The 14,447-nt window shown below is 63.1% G+C and carries 17 protein-coding genes; 7 read left to right on the top strand and 10 right to left on the bottom strand.

What is annotated here, in order from left to right:
- Positions 1 to 99: 99 nt before the first annotated feature.
- Positions 100 to 1,047 (top strand): Rv0361 family membrane protein, encoded by a 948-nt coding sequence (locus AC2ETI_RS16360; RefSeq protein ID WP_483634130.1) that lies wholly within the window; start codon positions 100 to 102, stop codon positions 1,045 to 1,047.
- Positions 1,048 to 1,126: 79 nt separating this feature from the next.
- On the opposite strand, the gene fbaA is transcribed toward AC2ETI_RS16360, so the two are convergent.
- Positions 1,127 to 2,164 (bottom strand): class II fructose-bisphosphate aldolase, encoded by a 1,038-nt coding sequence (gene fbaA / locus AC2ETI_RS16355; RefSeq protein ID WP_021343256.1) that lies wholly within the window; start codon positions 2,162 to 2,164, stop codon positions 1,127 to 1,129.
- 180 nt (positions 2,165 to 2,344) lie between these two features.
- Between fbaA and AC2ETI_RS16350 the strand changes: the two genes are divergently transcribed.
- On the top strand, positions 2,345 to 3,082 hold the full coding sequence (locus tag AC2ETI_RS16350; RefSeq protein WP_029254751.1) for a VTT domain-containing protein: 738 nt from the start codon (positions 2,345 to 2,347) through the stop codon (positions 3,080 to 3,082).
- A gap of 29 nt (positions 3,083 to 3,111) precedes the next feature.
- The gene (locus AC2ETI_RS16345; RefSeq protein WP_019749448.1) at positions 3,112 to 3,774 is read left to right on the top strand and encodes a DedA family protein; all 663 of its coding nucleotides are present in this window, start codon (positions 3,112 to 3,114) and stop codon (positions 3,772 to 3,774) included.
- An 11-nt stretch (positions 3,775 to 3,785) separates the two neighbouring features.
- Here the strand turns inward: AC2ETI_RS16345 and AC2ETI_RS16340 are convergent, their stop codons facing one another.
- Together AC2ETI_RS16340 and AC2ETI_RS16335 are read right to left on the bottom strand one after the other, a co-directional pair.
- The gene (locus AC2ETI_RS16340; RefSeq protein ID WP_047888713.1) at positions 3,786 to 4,913 is read right to left on the bottom strand and encodes a GTP-binding protein; all 1,128 of its coding nucleotides are present in this window, start codon (positions 4,911 to 4,913) and stop codon (positions 3,786 to 3,788) included.
- Positions 4,914 to 4,957: 44 nt separating this feature from the next.
- Positions 4,958 to 6,310 (bottom strand): LLM class flavin-dependent oxidoreductase, encoded by a 1,353-nt coding sequence (locus tag AC2ETI_RS16335; protein ID WP_483634129.1) that lies wholly within the window; start codon positions 6,308 to 6,310, stop codon positions 4,958 to 4,960.
- A 91-nt stretch (positions 6,311 to 6,401) separates the two neighbouring features.
- Between AC2ETI_RS16335 and AC2ETI_RS16330 the strand changes: the two genes are divergently transcribed.
- A complete protein-coding gene (locus AC2ETI_RS16330; RefSeq protein ID WP_269578057.1) occupies positions 6,402 to 7,400 on the top strand; it encodes a GNAT family N-acetyltransferase in 999 nt (332 codons plus the stop codon).
- On the opposite strand, the gene AC2ETI_RS16325 is transcribed toward AC2ETI_RS16330, so the two are convergent.
- From AC2ETI_RS16325 to AC2ETI_RS16305, 5 genes are all read right to left on the bottom strand, one after another.
- On the bottom strand, positions 7,363 to 8,070 hold the full coding sequence (locus AC2ETI_RS16325) for an alpha/beta fold hydrolase (protein ID WP_483634128.1): 708 nt from the start codon (positions 8,068 to 8,070) through the stop codon (positions 7,363 to 7,365). The two genes, AC2ETI_RS16330 and AC2ETI_RS16325, sit on opposite strands and share 38 nt — an antisense overlap.
- Positions 8,071 to 8,081: 11 nt before the next feature.
- Positions 8,082 to 9,203, bottom strand: coding sequence for a glycoside hydrolase family 76 protein (locus AC2ETI_RS16320; protein ID WP_003944321.1), 1,122 nt, complete (start codon positions 9,201 to 9,203; stop codon positions 8,082 to 8,084).
- Between the two features lie 57 nt (positions 9,204 to 9,260).
- Positions 9,261 to 9,953, bottom strand: a complete 693-nt coding sequence (locus AC2ETI_RS16315; RefSeq protein WP_019749442.1) for a TrmH family RNA methyltransferase — start codon at positions 9,951 to 9,953, stop codon at positions 9,261 to 9,263.
- Positions 9,953 to 10,552 carry a DUF6636 domain-containing protein gene (locus AC2ETI_RS16310; protein ID WP_020968805.1) on the bottom strand — a complete coding sequence of 200 codons (600 nt, stop codon included), beginning with the start codon at positions 10,550 to 10,552 and terminating at the stop codon, positions 9,953 to 9,955. The genes AC2ETI_RS16315 and AC2ETI_RS16310 overlap by 1 nt, the downstream gene beginning before the upstream one ends.
- 67 nt (positions 10,553 to 10,619) lie before the next feature.
- Positions 10,620 to 11,402: an SDR family oxidoreductase gene (locus AC2ETI_RS16305; protein ID WP_483634127.1), complete on the bottom strand. Its 783-nt coding sequence runs from the start codon at positions 11,400 to 11,402 to the stop codon at positions 10,620 to 10,622.
- A gap of 34 nt (positions 11,403 to 11,436) precedes the next feature.
- Between AC2ETI_RS16305 and AC2ETI_RS16300 the strand changes: the two genes are divergently transcribed.
- Positions 11,437 to 11,880, top strand: a complete 444-nt coding sequence (locus AC2ETI_RS16300; RefSeq protein WP_428691260.1) for a hypothetical protein — start codon at positions 11,437 to 11,439, stop codon at positions 11,878 to 11,880.
- A gap of 4 nt (positions 11,881 to 11,884) precedes the next feature.
- Here AC2ETI_RS16300 and AC2ETI_RS16295 read toward each other — a convergent pair whose 3' ends face one another.
- The gene (locus tag AC2ETI_RS16295) at positions 11,885 to 12,598 is read right to left on the bottom strand and encodes a lysoplasmalogenase (protein WP_021343244.1); all 714 of its coding nucleotides are present in this window, start codon (positions 12,596 to 12,598) and stop codon (positions 11,885 to 11,887) included.
- 49 nt (positions 12,599 to 12,647) lie between these two features.
- Entirely contained in the window at positions 12,648 to 13,328 is a 681-nt protein-coding gene (locus AC2ETI_RS16290; protein WP_003944312.1) for a lysophospholipid acyltransferase family protein, read from the bottom strand.
- Between the two features lie 63 nt (positions 13,329 to 13,391).
- Between AC2ETI_RS16290 and AC2ETI_RS16285 the strand changes: the two genes are divergently transcribed.
- Positions 13,392 to 13,955, top strand: a complete 564-nt coding sequence (locus tag AC2ETI_RS16285; RefSeq protein WP_283384562.1) for a TetR/AcrR family transcriptional regulator — start codon at positions 13,392 to 13,394, stop codon at positions 13,953 to 13,955.
- A gap of 33 nt (positions 13,956 to 13,988) precedes the next feature.
- Complete coding sequence (locus tag AC2ETI_RS16280) at positions 13,989 to 14,432, top strand: MarR family winged helix-turn-helix transcriptional regulator (RefSeq protein ID WP_019749435.1); 444 nt, start codon at positions 13,989 to 13,991, stop codon at positions 14,430 to 14,432.
- The last annotated feature ends 15 nt before the right edge of the window (positions 14,433 to 14,447 follow it).

Here is a 14,447-nt window from a genome sequence, read left to right as displayed (position 1 = left end):
CTGCCACAGGACCGCCTCGCCGACGGTCGGAGTTATGCCCGGTACATACCGGTCGTTACCCTGACATTGTCATTGCCGCATAAGACCGAAGGGTTACCCGTGCCGGACTCGAAAGACGACAACTCGAAAAAGAGCGCAGCCCCGAAGGGTGCGCCCGAGAAGTCGGCCCCGACCGAACCTGCGACTGTGGCGATCCAGAAGGCAGACAAGAACTCGAAGGCGGACAAGAACTCGAATGCGGGCGGCGACGCCAAAGCCGCCAGCGCGCCAACCGTCGCGATCCCCAAGGCAACTCAGGCACCCACACCAACACCAGCAGAAACACCGGCAGCAGCACCGACACCCCAGCCCGAGCCGGAGCCCGCCACCGTCGCGATTCCGAAAGCCGCGCAGCCGACACCGCCACCCCGGCAAGCTCCGACCCCGCCGCCACCGCCACAGCGCGCCGCGCCTCAACCGCCACAGCGCTCCGCGCCTCAACCGCCACAGCGCGCCGCACCTCAACCGCAGCAGCGCGCCGCACCTCAACGTGTGGGTGTCGCAGCGACCCCACCGCCGGCCCAGCCGATGCCGACTCGCATCGAGCCTGCCGCGCCGGAAAAAACCAAGCGCAGCGGCAAGGGCTGGTACATCGCGGCAGCAGCGGCCGGCGTCGCCGTCCTCGCGGCAATCGGCATCGCAGTCTTCGTCTCGTCCAACAGCGGTAGCGGCGAAAGCTCACCTGAAGCCCAGGTTCAGACCGCCATCTCGACGTACGTCGATGCTCTTCAGACCGGTGATCTGGCGACTCTACGAACGTCGACGTGTGGCGCGCTGGGCGAGTACTACCGCACTATTCCGGACGCGGCGTTCGCTCAGGTCCACGACAATGCCGTCGCTCAGAAGACGATCCCGCAGGTCGGAGCCGTCGATGCGGTGCGCATCACCGACGACACCGCGATCGCTCAGGTCCAGGCAAGTTTGCCGAGCACCGGCGAACAGTCGTGGCGCACGTTCGACCTCGAGCGCCAGGACGGCACGTGGAAGGTCTGCGATCCCAGCAAGTAAGCACCTGAACAGAAAATGCGCGCCGACGAGAAATTCGTCGGCGCGCATTTTGTTCTGTGAAGCGCAGTTGTGAAGCCGATCAGCCTGCGGACACCGAGCGTCCGGCCGACTTCAGGTCGTTGCACGCCTCGACGACGCGAGCCGTCATGCCTGCTTCGGCCTTCTTGAGGTAGCTGCGCGGGTCGTATGCCTTCTTGTTTCCGACCTCGCCGTCGATCTTGAGGACGCCGTCGTAGTTGGAGAAGAAGTGTCCGGCGATCGGACGGGAGAACGCGTACTGGGTGTCGGTGTCGACGTTCATCTTGACGACGCCGAAGTTCAGCGAATCCTCGATCTCGGACTTCAGCGATCCCGATCCACCGTGGAAGACGAAATCGAAGGGCTGCGAGCCGGCGGCCAGGCCGAGCTTGGCAGCGGCGACCTTCTGGCCCTCTTCGAGAACCTCGGGCTTGAGCTTGACGTTGCCCGGCTTGTAGACGCCGTGGACGTTGCCGAAGGTGGCTGCGAGCAGGTACTTGCCCTGTTCGCCGATGCCTAGAGCATCGACCGTCTTCTCGAAGTCTTCACTCGAGGTGTAGAGCTTGTCGTTGATCTCGGCCTCGACGCCGTCTTCTTCGCCGCCGACGACACCGATCTCGACCTCGAGGATGATGCGTGCAGCCTTGGAGAGGGCGAGCAGTTCCTTGGCGATGGCCAGGTTCTCGTCGATCGGGATAGCCGAGCCGTCCCACATGTGCGACTGGAACAGCGGGTTACGACCGGCGTCGACGCGCTCCTGCGAGATCGCGAGCAGCGGACGCACGTAGGTGTCCAGCTTGTCCTTCGGGCAGTGGTCGGTGTGCAGCGCGATGGTGACGTCGTACTTTGCCGCGATCACGTGTGCGAACTCGGCGAGCGCAACAGCGCCGGTGACCATGTCCTTGACGCCCAAACCGGAACCGAACTCGGCGCCGCCCGTCGAGAACTGGATGATGCCGTCACTGCCGGCGTCCGCGAAGCCCTTGATGGCTGCGTTGATGGATTCGGAGCCGACACAGTTGATGGCGGGGAAGGCAAAGGAATGCTCCTTGGCCCGACCAAGCATCTCGGCATAGACCTCGGGAGTTGCGATAGGCACGGCGGGAGTCCTCCATATACGTGTCGTTCGGAGCGCTCGGCGATGTGAAAGCGCTTCGTGTGGTCCTAGCAGTATGGCAAGTCCGACTCGTCACGTCTCTTTGCGGTCTCGGCCGCCGCCACCGACGCGATGACCTGCGGTGGTGGGAAACACTCAGATTCGGCCGGTACTCTGGCCCCCGTGAATGTGCAGGCAGCAACTGAATCCGTGACGAACCTGGCCTTGCTGCCTGGCTTCCTCGATCCCGTGAACCTCTTGAATTCCTTCGGAACGTGGGTTCTGGTGGGACTGCTTCTGGTGGTCTTCATCGAATCAGGGCTGCTGTTTCCGCTCTTGCCCGGCGATTCTCTGCTCTTCACCGCAGGGCTGATCGCGGCTTCCAAGTCCACCGAGATCGAACCGTTCGCGCCGCTGTGGGTGCTCCTGGTGACGATTCCGATCGCCGCGATTCTGGGTGACCAAGTCGGGTTCTACATCGGCGCCAAGGGCGGAACTGCCCTGTTCAAGACGGACGACGCGCGGTTCTTCAAGAAGAAGTACATCGACGAGTCGCATGCCTTCTTCGAAAAGCACGGCCCGATCACCATTATCCTGGCGAGGTTCGTGCCGATCGTGCGTACTTTTGCACCGGTTGTCGCGGGCGCCTCGAAGATGAAGTACTCACTGTTCCTGACCTACAACATCGTCGGCGGCATCCTGTGGGGTGCCGGTGTGACTTTGCTCGGCTACCTCCTGGGGCAGATCGAATTCATCCGCGACAATGTCGACTACATCTTCATCTTGATCGTCCTGGTGTCGGTTCTGCCGATCGTCTTCGAAATCGGAAAGCGAATTCTGGCGTCGAGACGTGGTGAATCGGCGAATACTTCCACTACGGACAATTCGACGGTGACAGTCCCCGAAGACCCCACCCCCTGATTGCAGAACGAGGCGAAGAACTGACCACGATGACGCTCGCATCCGGCAGTTTCTCCCCACTCGAGACTGCCGGGCCCCTGTTGGTCTGGATTATCGTCGTCACGTTCGTCTTCATCGAGTGCGCGATCATCCTCGGGTTGTTTCTCCCCGGCGACTCACTGCTGATCACAGCCGGAATCGTGCTTGCCGGTCACGAATCCGGTGCAGGCCACGTGTGGGCGCTGTCGGTGGGCGCGATGATCGCTGCCATTGCCGGCAACCAGGTCGGGTACGTCATCGGCCACCGGACGGGCAACCACATCAAAGCCCGTAAGGGCGGCAAGTACTTCACCGAGAAAAATCTGCACCGCGTCAACATCCTGTTGGAGAGACACGGGTTCTGGGCCGTCCTGATCGCCCGCTGGGTTCCGTGGGTTCGCACCTTGTGCCCGATGGTCGCAGGCGCAGCCAAGATGAACCACACGCGCTACACCATCGCGAGCACCATCGGCGCGATCATCTGGGCACCGGTGCTCCTGCTGCTCGGTTTCTACGGTGGCTCGTTCCTCGATCGCGTTCCGTGGTTGCTGCCCGCCGTGCTGATCGTGATGATGGTCAGCTTGGTCATCGGCACCGCTTTGGGAATCTGGCAGTACCGCAAGGAAATGGCCCGACCGGCCGAAGACGTCGAGGTCGAAGAGGTTCTCGACTAGAAGCTGTCTGCTCAGTGCAGGTGGCTCTGGTCCCACGCCGGAAGCGGGTCCTCGTAGCGAGTCCAGGCCCGCGGTCCTTCGCGTAGTTCGTCATCGGTCAGCAGAGCCGGATCGAGGATTCGCGACGGCGTCGCCGGGTCGAGTTTCACTCCGATGAACACGATCTCCTGCCCTGGCACCTCCGCTGCCGACGCCCACAGTTGCGCCGGTTCGATGACGAGGTTGGGGCCTGCCTGCGACCAGATAGCGGCGAACTCGGGCCTACTGGCGATCCAGCAGAAGCCTTTGCTTCGCAAGAGTCCCGCGAACTGACCGAGCGCAGCCTCGAGTCGCGCCGGATGGAAGGGTCGCGAGGCTCGATACGTGACGCTGCGTATTCCGTATTCCTCGGTTTCCGGGGTGTGCCCGCCGGCCAGCTCCTCGTCCCAACCGGGTACTTGCGCAGCCAGTTCCGGGTTGTAGAGACCGGTTTCGAGGACGCGATCGAGGGTGACTTTTCCGTGGTCGGTCCGAATCAGTTGAGCAGTGGGGTTGAGCCTACGAAGCGTCGCCTCGACGGTTCCCGCCGCCCGCGGGCTCACCAGGTCGGTTTTGTTCAGCAAGATGACGTCGGCGAACTCCACCTGATCAACCAGGAGATCGGAGATGCTGCGTCCGTCCCCCTCCCCGGCTTCGAGGTTGCGCTCGTCCAGTCGTTCGCCTTTTGCCAGTTCGCCGAGAAAAGTCGACGCGTCCACCACGGTCACCATGGTGTCGAGCTTCGCGAGCGAGCCGAGGCTGAAGCCGTCCTCGAATTCCCAGTCGAAGGTGGCCGCCACCGGCATCGGTTCGGAGATGCCGGTGGATTCGATCACCAACTGATCGAACCGCCCCTCGCGGGCCAGCGCGCCGACGGCGTCGATCAGATCCTCGCGCAGCGTGCAGCAGATGCATCCGTTGGTCAGCTCGACCAACTTCTCCTCCGTGCGATCGAGGTGGCCCTGGCCCGCGACGAGCGCCGCGTCGATGTTGATCTCGCTCATGTCGTTGACGATGACGGCGACCCGACGGCCGTCTCGATTGGCGAGGATGTGGTTGAGGAGTGTGGTCTTGCCTGCGCCCAGAAATCCGGACAGCACGGTTACCGGTAGCTGCTTCATTCCTTAATGGTAACCATTGTCATTATCGACAACGGGAGGCGGGCCTACTGCACTGCAGACGCACTACCCGAGAACTGGCTCTCGGGCCTCGGCAACCCGAAATGATCACGAAGCGTCGTACCCGTGTATTCGGTGCGGAACAGACCGCGATCCTGCAGGATCGGGACCACACGCTCGGTGAAGATTTCGAGTCCACCCGGGTAGTACGGCGGCATGACGTTGAATCCGTCAGCAGCACCGCTGGTGAACCATTCCTCGATCGTGTCAGCCACCTGCTCGGCGGTTCCGGCGAACACCCGGTGTCCGCGCGCACCCGCCAAACGATGAAGCAGTCCCCGAACCGTCGGACGCTCACGCTCGACTATGCCGGCGATCACCTGCAATCTGCTTTGCTTGTTGTCGGTGACATCACCTGCCGCCGCGAACAATTCGACAGGAACCGGTGCATCCAGTTCCAGATTCCGAACATCGGTCCCGGTGAGTGTACCGAGTTGCGCGAGCCCGTACTCCGGCGAAGTCAACTCGTTGAATTCTCGCTCCAGCGCCTTGGCTTGTTCCTCGGTGTCACCGATGAACGGGCTGATTCCCGGCAGAATCTTGACATGATCGGGGTTGCGCCCGAACTGAGCAGCCCTCGACTTGATGTCGGTGTAGAACGCCTGCGCATCGGAAAGTCTCTGGTGCGCTGTGAAAATCGCCTCCGCATACTGACCGGCAAACGCGCGACCGTCGTTGGACGCCCCGGCCTGCACCAGCACCGGGTATCCCTGCGGCGTTCGCGGTGCGTTGAACGGCCCCCGCACCCGAAGATGCCGGCCGACGTAGTTGATCTCGTGAATCTTGTTTCTGTCCGCGTAGATTCCGTTCTCCCGGTCCAGACTGATCGCGTCGTCCTCCCAGCTGTCCCACAACCGCACCACCGCGTCGACGAATTCCCTTGCACGCGAATACCGGTCGCCGTGGTCCGGATGCTTGGCCAGCCCGAAGTTGGCGGCAGCCAGATCCGTACCCGTGGTGACGATGTTCCACCCAGCGCGTCCGTTCGAGATGTGGTCGAGTGAGGCGAACAGGCGAGCCAGGTTGTACGGCTCGTAGTACGTGGTCGACGCCGTCGCGATCAATCCGATCCGCTCGGTTGCCACTGCAATGGCCGTCAACAAGGTGATCGGCTCCAACGTCCCTGCGGGACCGTGCTCGACGTCGCTGCGCAACGCGGGACCGTCGGCGAAGAAGATTCCGTCGAACTTCGCCGCCTCAGCAGTGCGAGCGATCTCCTGGAAATACGTGACGTCGAACAGACGTTCCGGTGTTGTCCACGGATGACGCCACGCCGCTTCGTGATGACCGGCGGGGTGGATGAACGCGTTGAGGCTCAGTTGGCGCGGAGAATCAGACATGCCTGAATGCTGGCAACTGCCGCCGCAGTCCGACAGGGTTAGGGTTCGCGTGATTCCAACTCGGGGTTGGCAGCTCGGTATCGTCACATGGGTGAGCCGCGTAGTTGTAGCCGAGTTCGTACCGTCCGGATCGACAGCATCGGTTCTTCACCAGTGGTGTGAGGTCTTCGCCGAAGGCCAGCGTCACCTGTCCGGAACTGCGCCGACAGCGACGGCGCTGATGGAAATGATCGAGGCCGAGGACGGTTCGGCCGATGTATGGCGTTGGATCGCACGCGACGGCGGAACGGACGAGGTCCTCGGTATCGCCCAGGCGCGACGCAACTCGGCGGAACCTGATCTCGCAGAGTTTCGGATGTACGTGACACCCCACGCGCAGCGACGAGGGGTAGGACGAGCGCTTGCCGAACTCGCCGAAGTCGACATCGCCGGGTTCGGCGTGCGAAGAATCAGAGTGACGGCGCTCGTCGGAAGCGCAGCCGAGCATTTCCTGGGATCGTTCGACGGCCACCGTGTGTTGCTTCGGTTGGCCAACCAGGTTCAGCACCTCAGCCCTCCCACCGCACACAGCGCCCGCCCCGGCTATCGAATCGTCAGTTGGCGCAACCGAACCCCGGACGAGCTGGTCCACTCCTTCTCGGAGGCATTGAACCGACTCCTCGACGCGCCGGGCGCCGAACTGCAGATGCCCGAACGTAATTGGGGAGCCGACGAGGTCAGATCGTGGGAACAGAAGATGACGGGTGGCTCTCAAGTACTCCTGGTGTGCTGCGCGGTCGACGACAGCGTCGGCGAAGTAGCCGCAGCGACAGTGGTGACGGTGGACGAACATGACAGCACCCACGCATCACAGCACGACACCGTGGTACTTCCCCAGCACCGCGGACACGGTCTCGCTCGGTGGGTCAAGGAGCAACAAGCGTCTGTGTTGGCAGCTGAATTTCCCTCGCTGCAAAAGATTTACACAACGGTGAACGCGGAAAACCACCCGATGCTGACCGTCAATCGGAGCCTGGGATACCAGACCGTTGCGGAGCGGATCCTGGTGGAGATCAGGAGAGTCGAGAGTGCGTCGCACAAGCCTCGGTGACGATCTTCCTCCACAGGAGCGGGTGAGACTGCCAGAAGTTGTGCGCGACACCGTCGACGACCTCGAAACTACCGTTAGGCACGAGCTCGGCCAGTTGCTGCAACGGCCACGACGGGCGAATATCGTCGGCCGCCGCGAGAAATGTCATGGGCACGGGTGAGTCGGCCAACTGCCGAAACAGCTGTGGTTCATGGATCCATTCGATGAACGATTCTTGAAGCGATTGCCAGACAACAGGTTCCCAAGGTATCTGCGGGTCCGGCTCGATTCCCGCTTCGTACTGCTTCGACCAGGTCCGGTCCTTGTGGAGGCCGTGCCCCGCGATGCCGACGACGCCGGACACCGATTCCGGACAGTCGAGTGCGTACCGCACCGCCAAGTCGGATCCCCACGAGTGCCCCAACACGACCCAGCTGTCGATCTCGAACGTGCGTCGGACGAGTTCGAGGTCCGCAACCGCCTGCGCCATCGTATGAGCGCCGCCACCGGACCGGCCGACTCCGCGTGGCTCAGGGCACCACGCGCGCATTCCTTCCGGAACCAGCTCGTCGTGATCAAGATAGTGAACGCATCCCGGGCCGCCGGAGAGAACCAGAACGTCCGCCCCTGCCCCACCGGCATCGATGTGAAGACGTACGCCGTCCGTGTCGACCACGTGCCGGGATTCCATGAGGGAAAAGCCTAACGCTTACGCGGGTATCCAGCCGCCGAGACGACAAAGGCCGCCTCCATGAGCATCCACCCACCCACCTGCACCGAGAGGTCTCGCTCGGGCACGCTCGACGAGCGCACCGTTCCGGCGGCGAAGGTGGCGATGTCGCCGGACAGACTCGGCAACTGAGCATCCTTGGTCCAGTCGTGCCCGAACAGCGGCAGACCTTCGATCTGCAGTCTGTTGTTCCAGGCCGCTTCCGCGGAGGACAGAACGATCTGCGCTGCGAGTTCGCGCGCTCGCAGGTCCTCGTGAGTCTCCCAGGACAGGTTCACCACCACGAACGCCAGGTAGCGAGCCAGGATTGCGTTGAACAGCCCGCCGTCGCCTCCGCCACCGCCCGTGATGACTCCGTACTCGGTCATTCCGTCGTACACCGCGTCGACGAGTTTGTGGACTCGCTCGCGGTGACGCGGCTCGCCCAATCGCGTCGACAACTCGGTTTCCAACCCCAGCGTGACGCCCTGACAGTACGAATAGATCGCGCGCTCGAGGGTGCCGTCGCGGCGGATACCGTCGAAGATCAGTCCGGAGTCCGGATCCCGCAGCGTCTCGTCGATCCAGTCGGCCGTTGCCTGCGCGCGCCAGAGTTTTCCGGTGCGCGCCAGCATGATTCCGGCGGGTCCGTTTGCCGGGGTGTTGTAGAAATCGGAACCTTTGCACCACGGAATACCGCCGCCGTCGGCCGGGGACCACGAATCGAAGAGTTGCGATTCGAGCGCCTGGACCGCGGTCCGGTGATCGACCGAGAACATACGTTGAGCACGTTCGAGCGAGAGGCCCAGCCACGCCATGTCATCGTAATAGTTGTTGGTCCACGCCGAGACGTTGCGGACCCGCACACTGCGGGCGACCTTCGCCACCCGGCGACGACGCTTGGGCGTCGGGTCACGTTCGAGCGCGTCGATTGCAGTGTCGAGCAGGTGTGCTTGCCACCAGTAGTGCCACGGCTTGAACATCCGCTCGCGCCGAACAGCGGGCCAGGCAACCACGCCGAGTGCTGTCCGGGGCATTCCCCACAGGCGCCGAAGGTGACGACTGACTATCGCGCCCTCAGCCGCATCGGCTCGCTCTGCCCACACTTCCTGCATAACTACCTATCCTGTCTGGTCGAGGCGCTACGCGCTAGCCGGAATTCGCGAGCGAGATCAGCGGGAATCGGCGAGATCGGCATGCTCACGTACCCACGCGTGCATCGCAATGCCGGCCGCGACACCGGCGTTGATACTGCGAGTCGACCCGAATTGTGCGATCGAGACCGTCATGGACGCAACCTCTTTCGCATGATCGGTCACTCCGGGCCCTTCTTGACCGAACAGCAGGATGCACTCTCGCGGCAGGCTTGCCGTTTCCAGCGGCACCGACCCCGGGGTGTTGTCGACGGCAACGATCGTGAGTGAATTCTCACGGGCGTACTCGACGAGCTCGCTGATGTCGGCGTGGTGAACGATGTGTTGGTATCGATCGGTCACCATGGCGCCCCGCCGATTCCAGCGCCGACGCCCCACGATGTGGACCGCGGCCGCAGCAAACGCGTTTGCCGTGCGGACCACCGTGCCGATATTGGCGTCGTGCGCGAAGTTCTCGATGGCGACATGCATCGTGTGACGGCGCGAGTCGATGTCCTCGACTATCGCTTCCCGCGTCCAGTACCGGTACTCGTCCAAGACGTTTCGACGATCACCCTCGGCGAGGAGTACGGGGTCGTAGCGCTCGTCTGTCGGCGGTTCCGTGTCGTGCTCCTCGGCCCACGGCCCGACGCCGTTGGGGTTCTCGCCCCACTCGGTGGGTCCCGGTTCACCGGCCCCACCGGAGACGTCGTCGGCTGCGACTTCGGTCATCAGTACACCTCGTTGGAATCTGCAGCCACCGTGAAGCCGTGCGTGGTCTGATCGTTGACACACGAGACGTCTGTCGCGGTGGTCGTACAGGTGAAACCCAGTTTGCTCAGCGGTTGACCGGCCGCCAACACCGGATCGGCGTCGGGACCGCCCGAGGTGTACACCTCTCCGCCCGAACACATGAAAGCACCCTCACCCTCGTCGGTGACGCGAATACCGTTGCCCCAGTTGACCATGCAGCTCTCCGGCCGCGGCGGAACCGGAGTGGTCGTTCCCTCGCACCCGGCTTCGATTCTGGTGGGCAACTTGATGATGCCGCACTGGAAGTTCCCGTCGGGAGTGGTGAAGTAGTACGACTCGTTGCGCTCGAACTGCACGTCCGTGAGCGTCGTCGTCGGTGGCAGCGTCGTGGTCGGTGGTTCGGTGGTCGTGGGGACGACGGGCGCGACGGTGGTGGTTGTCGTCGGCACTGCGGTAGTGGTGGTCGAACTTGGCTGCGCCGCTACGGTCGGCGCTGAATCCGCCTCCCCGCCGCACCCTGCGAGCACGAGCGCCGACCCGACGCCCAACAAGACGAACCCCACCCGAACACGAACCACCCGACTACCTCCACACACGTCATCTTGGCCCAGCAACAGCCGACAGTGCACTCTATCGTGTGGTCGACTAAGTGCTGGTGACGCGCTTGTTCATCAGCCGTGAGAGCCACGCGGGCGAGAACCGCGACGCACTGAGAAAGAGCTTCGCCTGCGTTCCGACCGGGTAGTGAACCTTGTGTAAGCGTCCGGCGCCGCGTGTGGCCGCCCACAGTTCCTTCGCGACGTCGGTGGCAGTCAGCTTGATACCCAACGATCTGGTGGCTCCGGTGTCCATTCCAGTGACCATCGCGGTCTGGACGAACAACGGCCAGAGCGCGAGAACACGGATGTCGTGCTGTGCCCATTCCAGATCGAGTGCCTCGGTCAGGCCGCGGATCGCGAACTTGGTTGCACCGTACGTCGCCAGTTCGGGCTGGCCGTAGATCGCCGAAGCGGAGCACAGATTGACCACCTGAGCGCCGACGGTATCGCGGAGGTACGGGAAAGCCGTGTGCGTGCCGTTGAGGGTGCCGGTGATGTTGATGTCGACCATTCGGCGATGCGCCGCAAGAGAAATATCCTCGAACCGTCCCGAGGAGAGCACGCCCGCATTGTTGATCAGGATGTCCAGACGCCCGGACTCCCCGGCAAAATCGGCCAGACACTGCGCCCATCCGGCCGGATCGGTGACATCCAGGACACCCGTCACGACGCTGCCACCGAAACCGTCGATCTCGGCCTTCAAGGAGGCAAGGCCGGCGTCGTCGATGTCGAACGCGCCGACGCGGTATCCGTTGCGCGCGAACAACAGCGACGTCTCCCGCCCGATTCCAGCCGCAGCACCGGTGATGAAGACGTTCGGTTCGCTCATCCGGTCAGGCTATCCTGGATGTGGAGGAAATCTGATGAATCACCGTCGCGTCGTACACACCGTATGTTTCATCGCGGTGGGATATCTGATCGTGCTCGCGGTGTGGCTCGGATGGCTGGTCGAGCACACCCCACCCGGCACTCTGCCCTATCAGATCGGCGGACTACTCGCCGCCTTCGGCTCGGTACTCGGATTCGGAATGGCCTGGGCCAATCGACCGACCCGCGCCGAGCGCAAACTCGAAAAGCACGGCCTCGAAGGGTGGGCACGAATCGACAAGGTCACGCCCCTGCGCCGAACCGTCGACGGCGAGTTGGCCAAGCTCGCACTCCGCCTCACGGTTCCAGGTTCCGATTCGTACTCGGGCCGGATCGAGTACGAGATCCGACCCGAGTACAAAGACAAGATCACTCCCGGATCCACGGTCACCGTCATGGTGGACCCGAAGAACCGAGACCGAATCATGCTGTGCCCGTGAAAAACTAGACGCTCTTCTTGCGTCCCAGCGCCAACATGCCCTCCACCAGCATCAGTTGCGCTCCCGCGTACGACGCCAGGATCACACCCTCGGCAGCGGCACGGCCGGCGGTCCCGCGGATGAACAGTCGACGCACCACGATCAGCCCGTCGGACGCGGTGAAGAGCACTCCGCCCAATCCGAGCCAGGAGCGTCGATCCTTGTTCGGGACGACAACGTCGAGCACGGCCTTGGACTGCGGTGCCAGAGCGGGGTCCGCCGACAACGTCGAGGTGGTTCCCAACATCAATCCGTACCCGGTGAGCGGCGTCGACACGCTCGGTGCCTTGGCACGGAGCAGACCGGACGCCGTCGACCAACCGCTGATGCGGGGTTTGAGGGCAGCACGGGTCGGCCGTGCCCCGCGGCGCAGGAGAAGAGCCGAGTAACTGGCCTGCATCACCGCGAACGACGACGCGCCCTTGATCAGACGAGCATCGTTGTCCGGGTCGATCATGAACACGTCGCCGACGGTCGCAGCGGCGAGGCCGGCGAGAAGCAGTGCGGTATCGGCAGTTTCCGTCTCCGAGCGCTTGCGCAGCACTCGGGCGGCCAGGGCGGGTGCGATCAACGGCTTCGCGATCTGCTGAACCCGCTCGTTACCGACTACAGCCCCGACCACGGTCGCTGCCGTCGCCGCCGCAAAAACTGCGTGCTCGATGCCCCACTTGCCCGCCATCACAATCCTCCTGTTGGTTACACGTCCAACAGCGACCGTACTGGGTCACTCAGGCAGCGTCGCCGGATTTGACGTCCGCGCCGTAGACATCGACGTATTCCTGCCCCGACTGGTCACAGAGCACCGCCATCAATTCGTCCGTCGCCGCGCGCACGACGGCCTGGTAGCCACGAAGTTCGCGGTACCGAGAGAAGTCGATCGGCTCCCCTACCGTGATCCGGACCTTGCTGAAGCGCCACATCCGCGTACCCGGCGGGTTGACTGCGTCGCCGCCGTGCACGACGACGGGAATGACCGGCGCCCCGGTTTCCAAGGCGACACGAATCGCTCCGGTCTTTCCCTTGTACAGGCATCCGTCGGGCGATCGCGTTCCCTCGGGATAGATCCCCCAGACGCCGCCTTTGTCGAGAATTCCGATGGCCGTGTCCAATGCCGCACGGGAGGCATCGGCGCCACTACGGTCAATCGGCACCTGACCCGCCCCACCGAAGAACCAGCGCTGCATCGCGCCCTTCACACCGGTCCCCGTGAAATATTCACTCTTCGCGACGAAGGTGATGCGTCGGCGCACCATGAGGACCAGGAAGAACGAGTCGACGACTGCCCGATGGTTTCCGGCGAGAATCACCGGCCCTTTCTTGGGGATGTGGTGCTGCCCCTCGATCGTCGGCCGCCCGAACAGCCAGAGGACCGGGCCGATCAGAACGTATTTGAACAGCCAATAGAGCACAGGGCATCACCTTTTCCGTCTAGTAGACAGTGTCTACGTCCAGAATAATAGACACTGTCTTCCATGACTGTCAGCAGCCTTCGCGAAACACTCGTCGCCACCGGCGTCGAGATTCTCGATGCCGACGGCGCCACAGAACTGACGCTACGGGAGATCGCGCGTCGGGCGGGCGTGTCGCACGGCGCCCCGCGGAGATACTTTCCGACCCACAACAGCCTGCTTGCCGCAATTGCCTCACACGGCCTGCGCGATCTCACCGAAAGACTCCAACCGGCACTTGTCGGCAAACAACCCGCTCGTAGCCGATTGATATCGGCAGCAATCGAATACGTGTCATTCGCCCAGGAGCGGCCGGCGATGTTCGAGTTGATGTTTCGCCACGACCTCCTCGAAGCCACCGGCAGCAACCTCCGAGAGTCTTCACTCCCGCTCTTCGCCGCCCTGCAAGCCTTGACCGAAGAGGCCGACGCGTCCGATCCCACCACTTCTGCAGTGACCATCTGGACCGGAACCCACGGCATCGCAGTGCTGGCGGCAAATCGAAGCCTCGCGCTCGTTGCACCCGGCCTCGACATCGCGGCACTGGTCACCACGAGTGTGACGGACCACCTTTTACGGACTCGTTGATTTACATAGTTACCCTATGCAATAATATTTTTCGTGACAGATGAAGAGCAGCAACTGCACGAACTACTCGTCAACCTCGTGAGCAACACGCACCGCTTCGCGAAGCTGGCAGGTTCTTTCGCGTCCGATCAGTACCCACGCGCCTGGCTGCGCGCGCTCTCGCTCCTCGAGGAATACGGCGAAATGCGGATCAGCGATTTCGCTCGACTCGACAGAAGCTCGCAGCCCTCTGCCACTGCCCTACTGCGCAAACTCGGCGAGAACGGTTACGTCGAACGCCGCGCCGACCCGGAGGACGCCCGCGCAGTGCGCGTCGCCATGACCGAGAAGGGTCGAAAGATCCTGAACGACGGCCGAAACGAGATCGCCGACGCTCTAGTCCCCCACTTCGTCGAACTCGGGCCCGAGCAGATCAAGAAACTGGCCGACGGATTGGCCGAATTGCGGTCCATCATCAAGACTTCCGACCCCAGCTGAAATACCCACCACTGA

The organism is Rhodococcus sp. MurmanLake-1 (genome assembly GCF_056945715.1).
The sequence above is the reverse complement of the archived record's forward strand: the minus strand, read 5'-3'. Positions and strand labels throughout refer to the sequence as shown.

Bases quoted from the DNA above. Each gene is read 5' to 3' on its own strand.
- AC2ETI_RS16345 (WP_019749448.1), top strand. From the start codon at position 3,112: ATGACGCTCGCATCCGGCAGTTTCTCCCCACTCGAGACTGCCGGGCCC.
- AC2ETI_RS16340 (WP_047888713.1), bottom strand. From the start codon at position 4,913: ATGAAGCAGCTACCGGTAACCGTGCTGTCCGGATTTCTGGGCGCAGGC.
- AC2ETI_RS16335 (WP_483634129.1), bottom strand. From the start codon at position 6,310: ATGTCTGATTCTCCGCGCCAACTGAGCCTCAACGCGTTCATCCACCCC.
- AC2ETI_RS16325 (WP_483634128.1), bottom strand. From the start codon at position 8,070: ATGGAATCCCGGCACGTGGTCGACACGGACGGCGTACGTCTTCACATC.
- AC2ETI_RS16320 (WP_003944321.1), bottom strand. From the start codon at position 9,203: ATGCAGGAAGTGTGGGCAGAGCGAGCCGATGCGGCTGAGGGCGCGATA.
- AC2ETI_RS16315 (WP_019749442.1), bottom strand. From the start codon at position 9,953: ATGACCGAAGTCGCAGCCGACGACGTCTCCGGTGGGGCCGGTGAACCG.
- AC2ETI_RS16305 (WP_483634127.1), bottom strand. From the start codon at position 11,402: ATGAGCGAACCGAACGTCTTCATCACCGGTGCTGCGGCTGGAATCGGG.
- AC2ETI_RS16300 (WP_428691260.1), top strand. From the start codon at position 11,437: ATGAATCACCGTCGCGTCGTACACACCGTATGTTTCATCGCGGTGGGA.
- AC2ETI_RS16295 (WP_021343244.1), bottom strand. From the start codon at position 12,598: ATGGCGGGCAAGTGGGGCATCGAGCACGCAGTTTTTGCGGCGGCGACG.
- AC2ETI_RS16285 (WP_283384562.1), top strand. From the start codon at position 13,392: ATGACTGTCAGCAGCCTTCGCGAAACACTCGTCGCCACCGGCGTCGAG.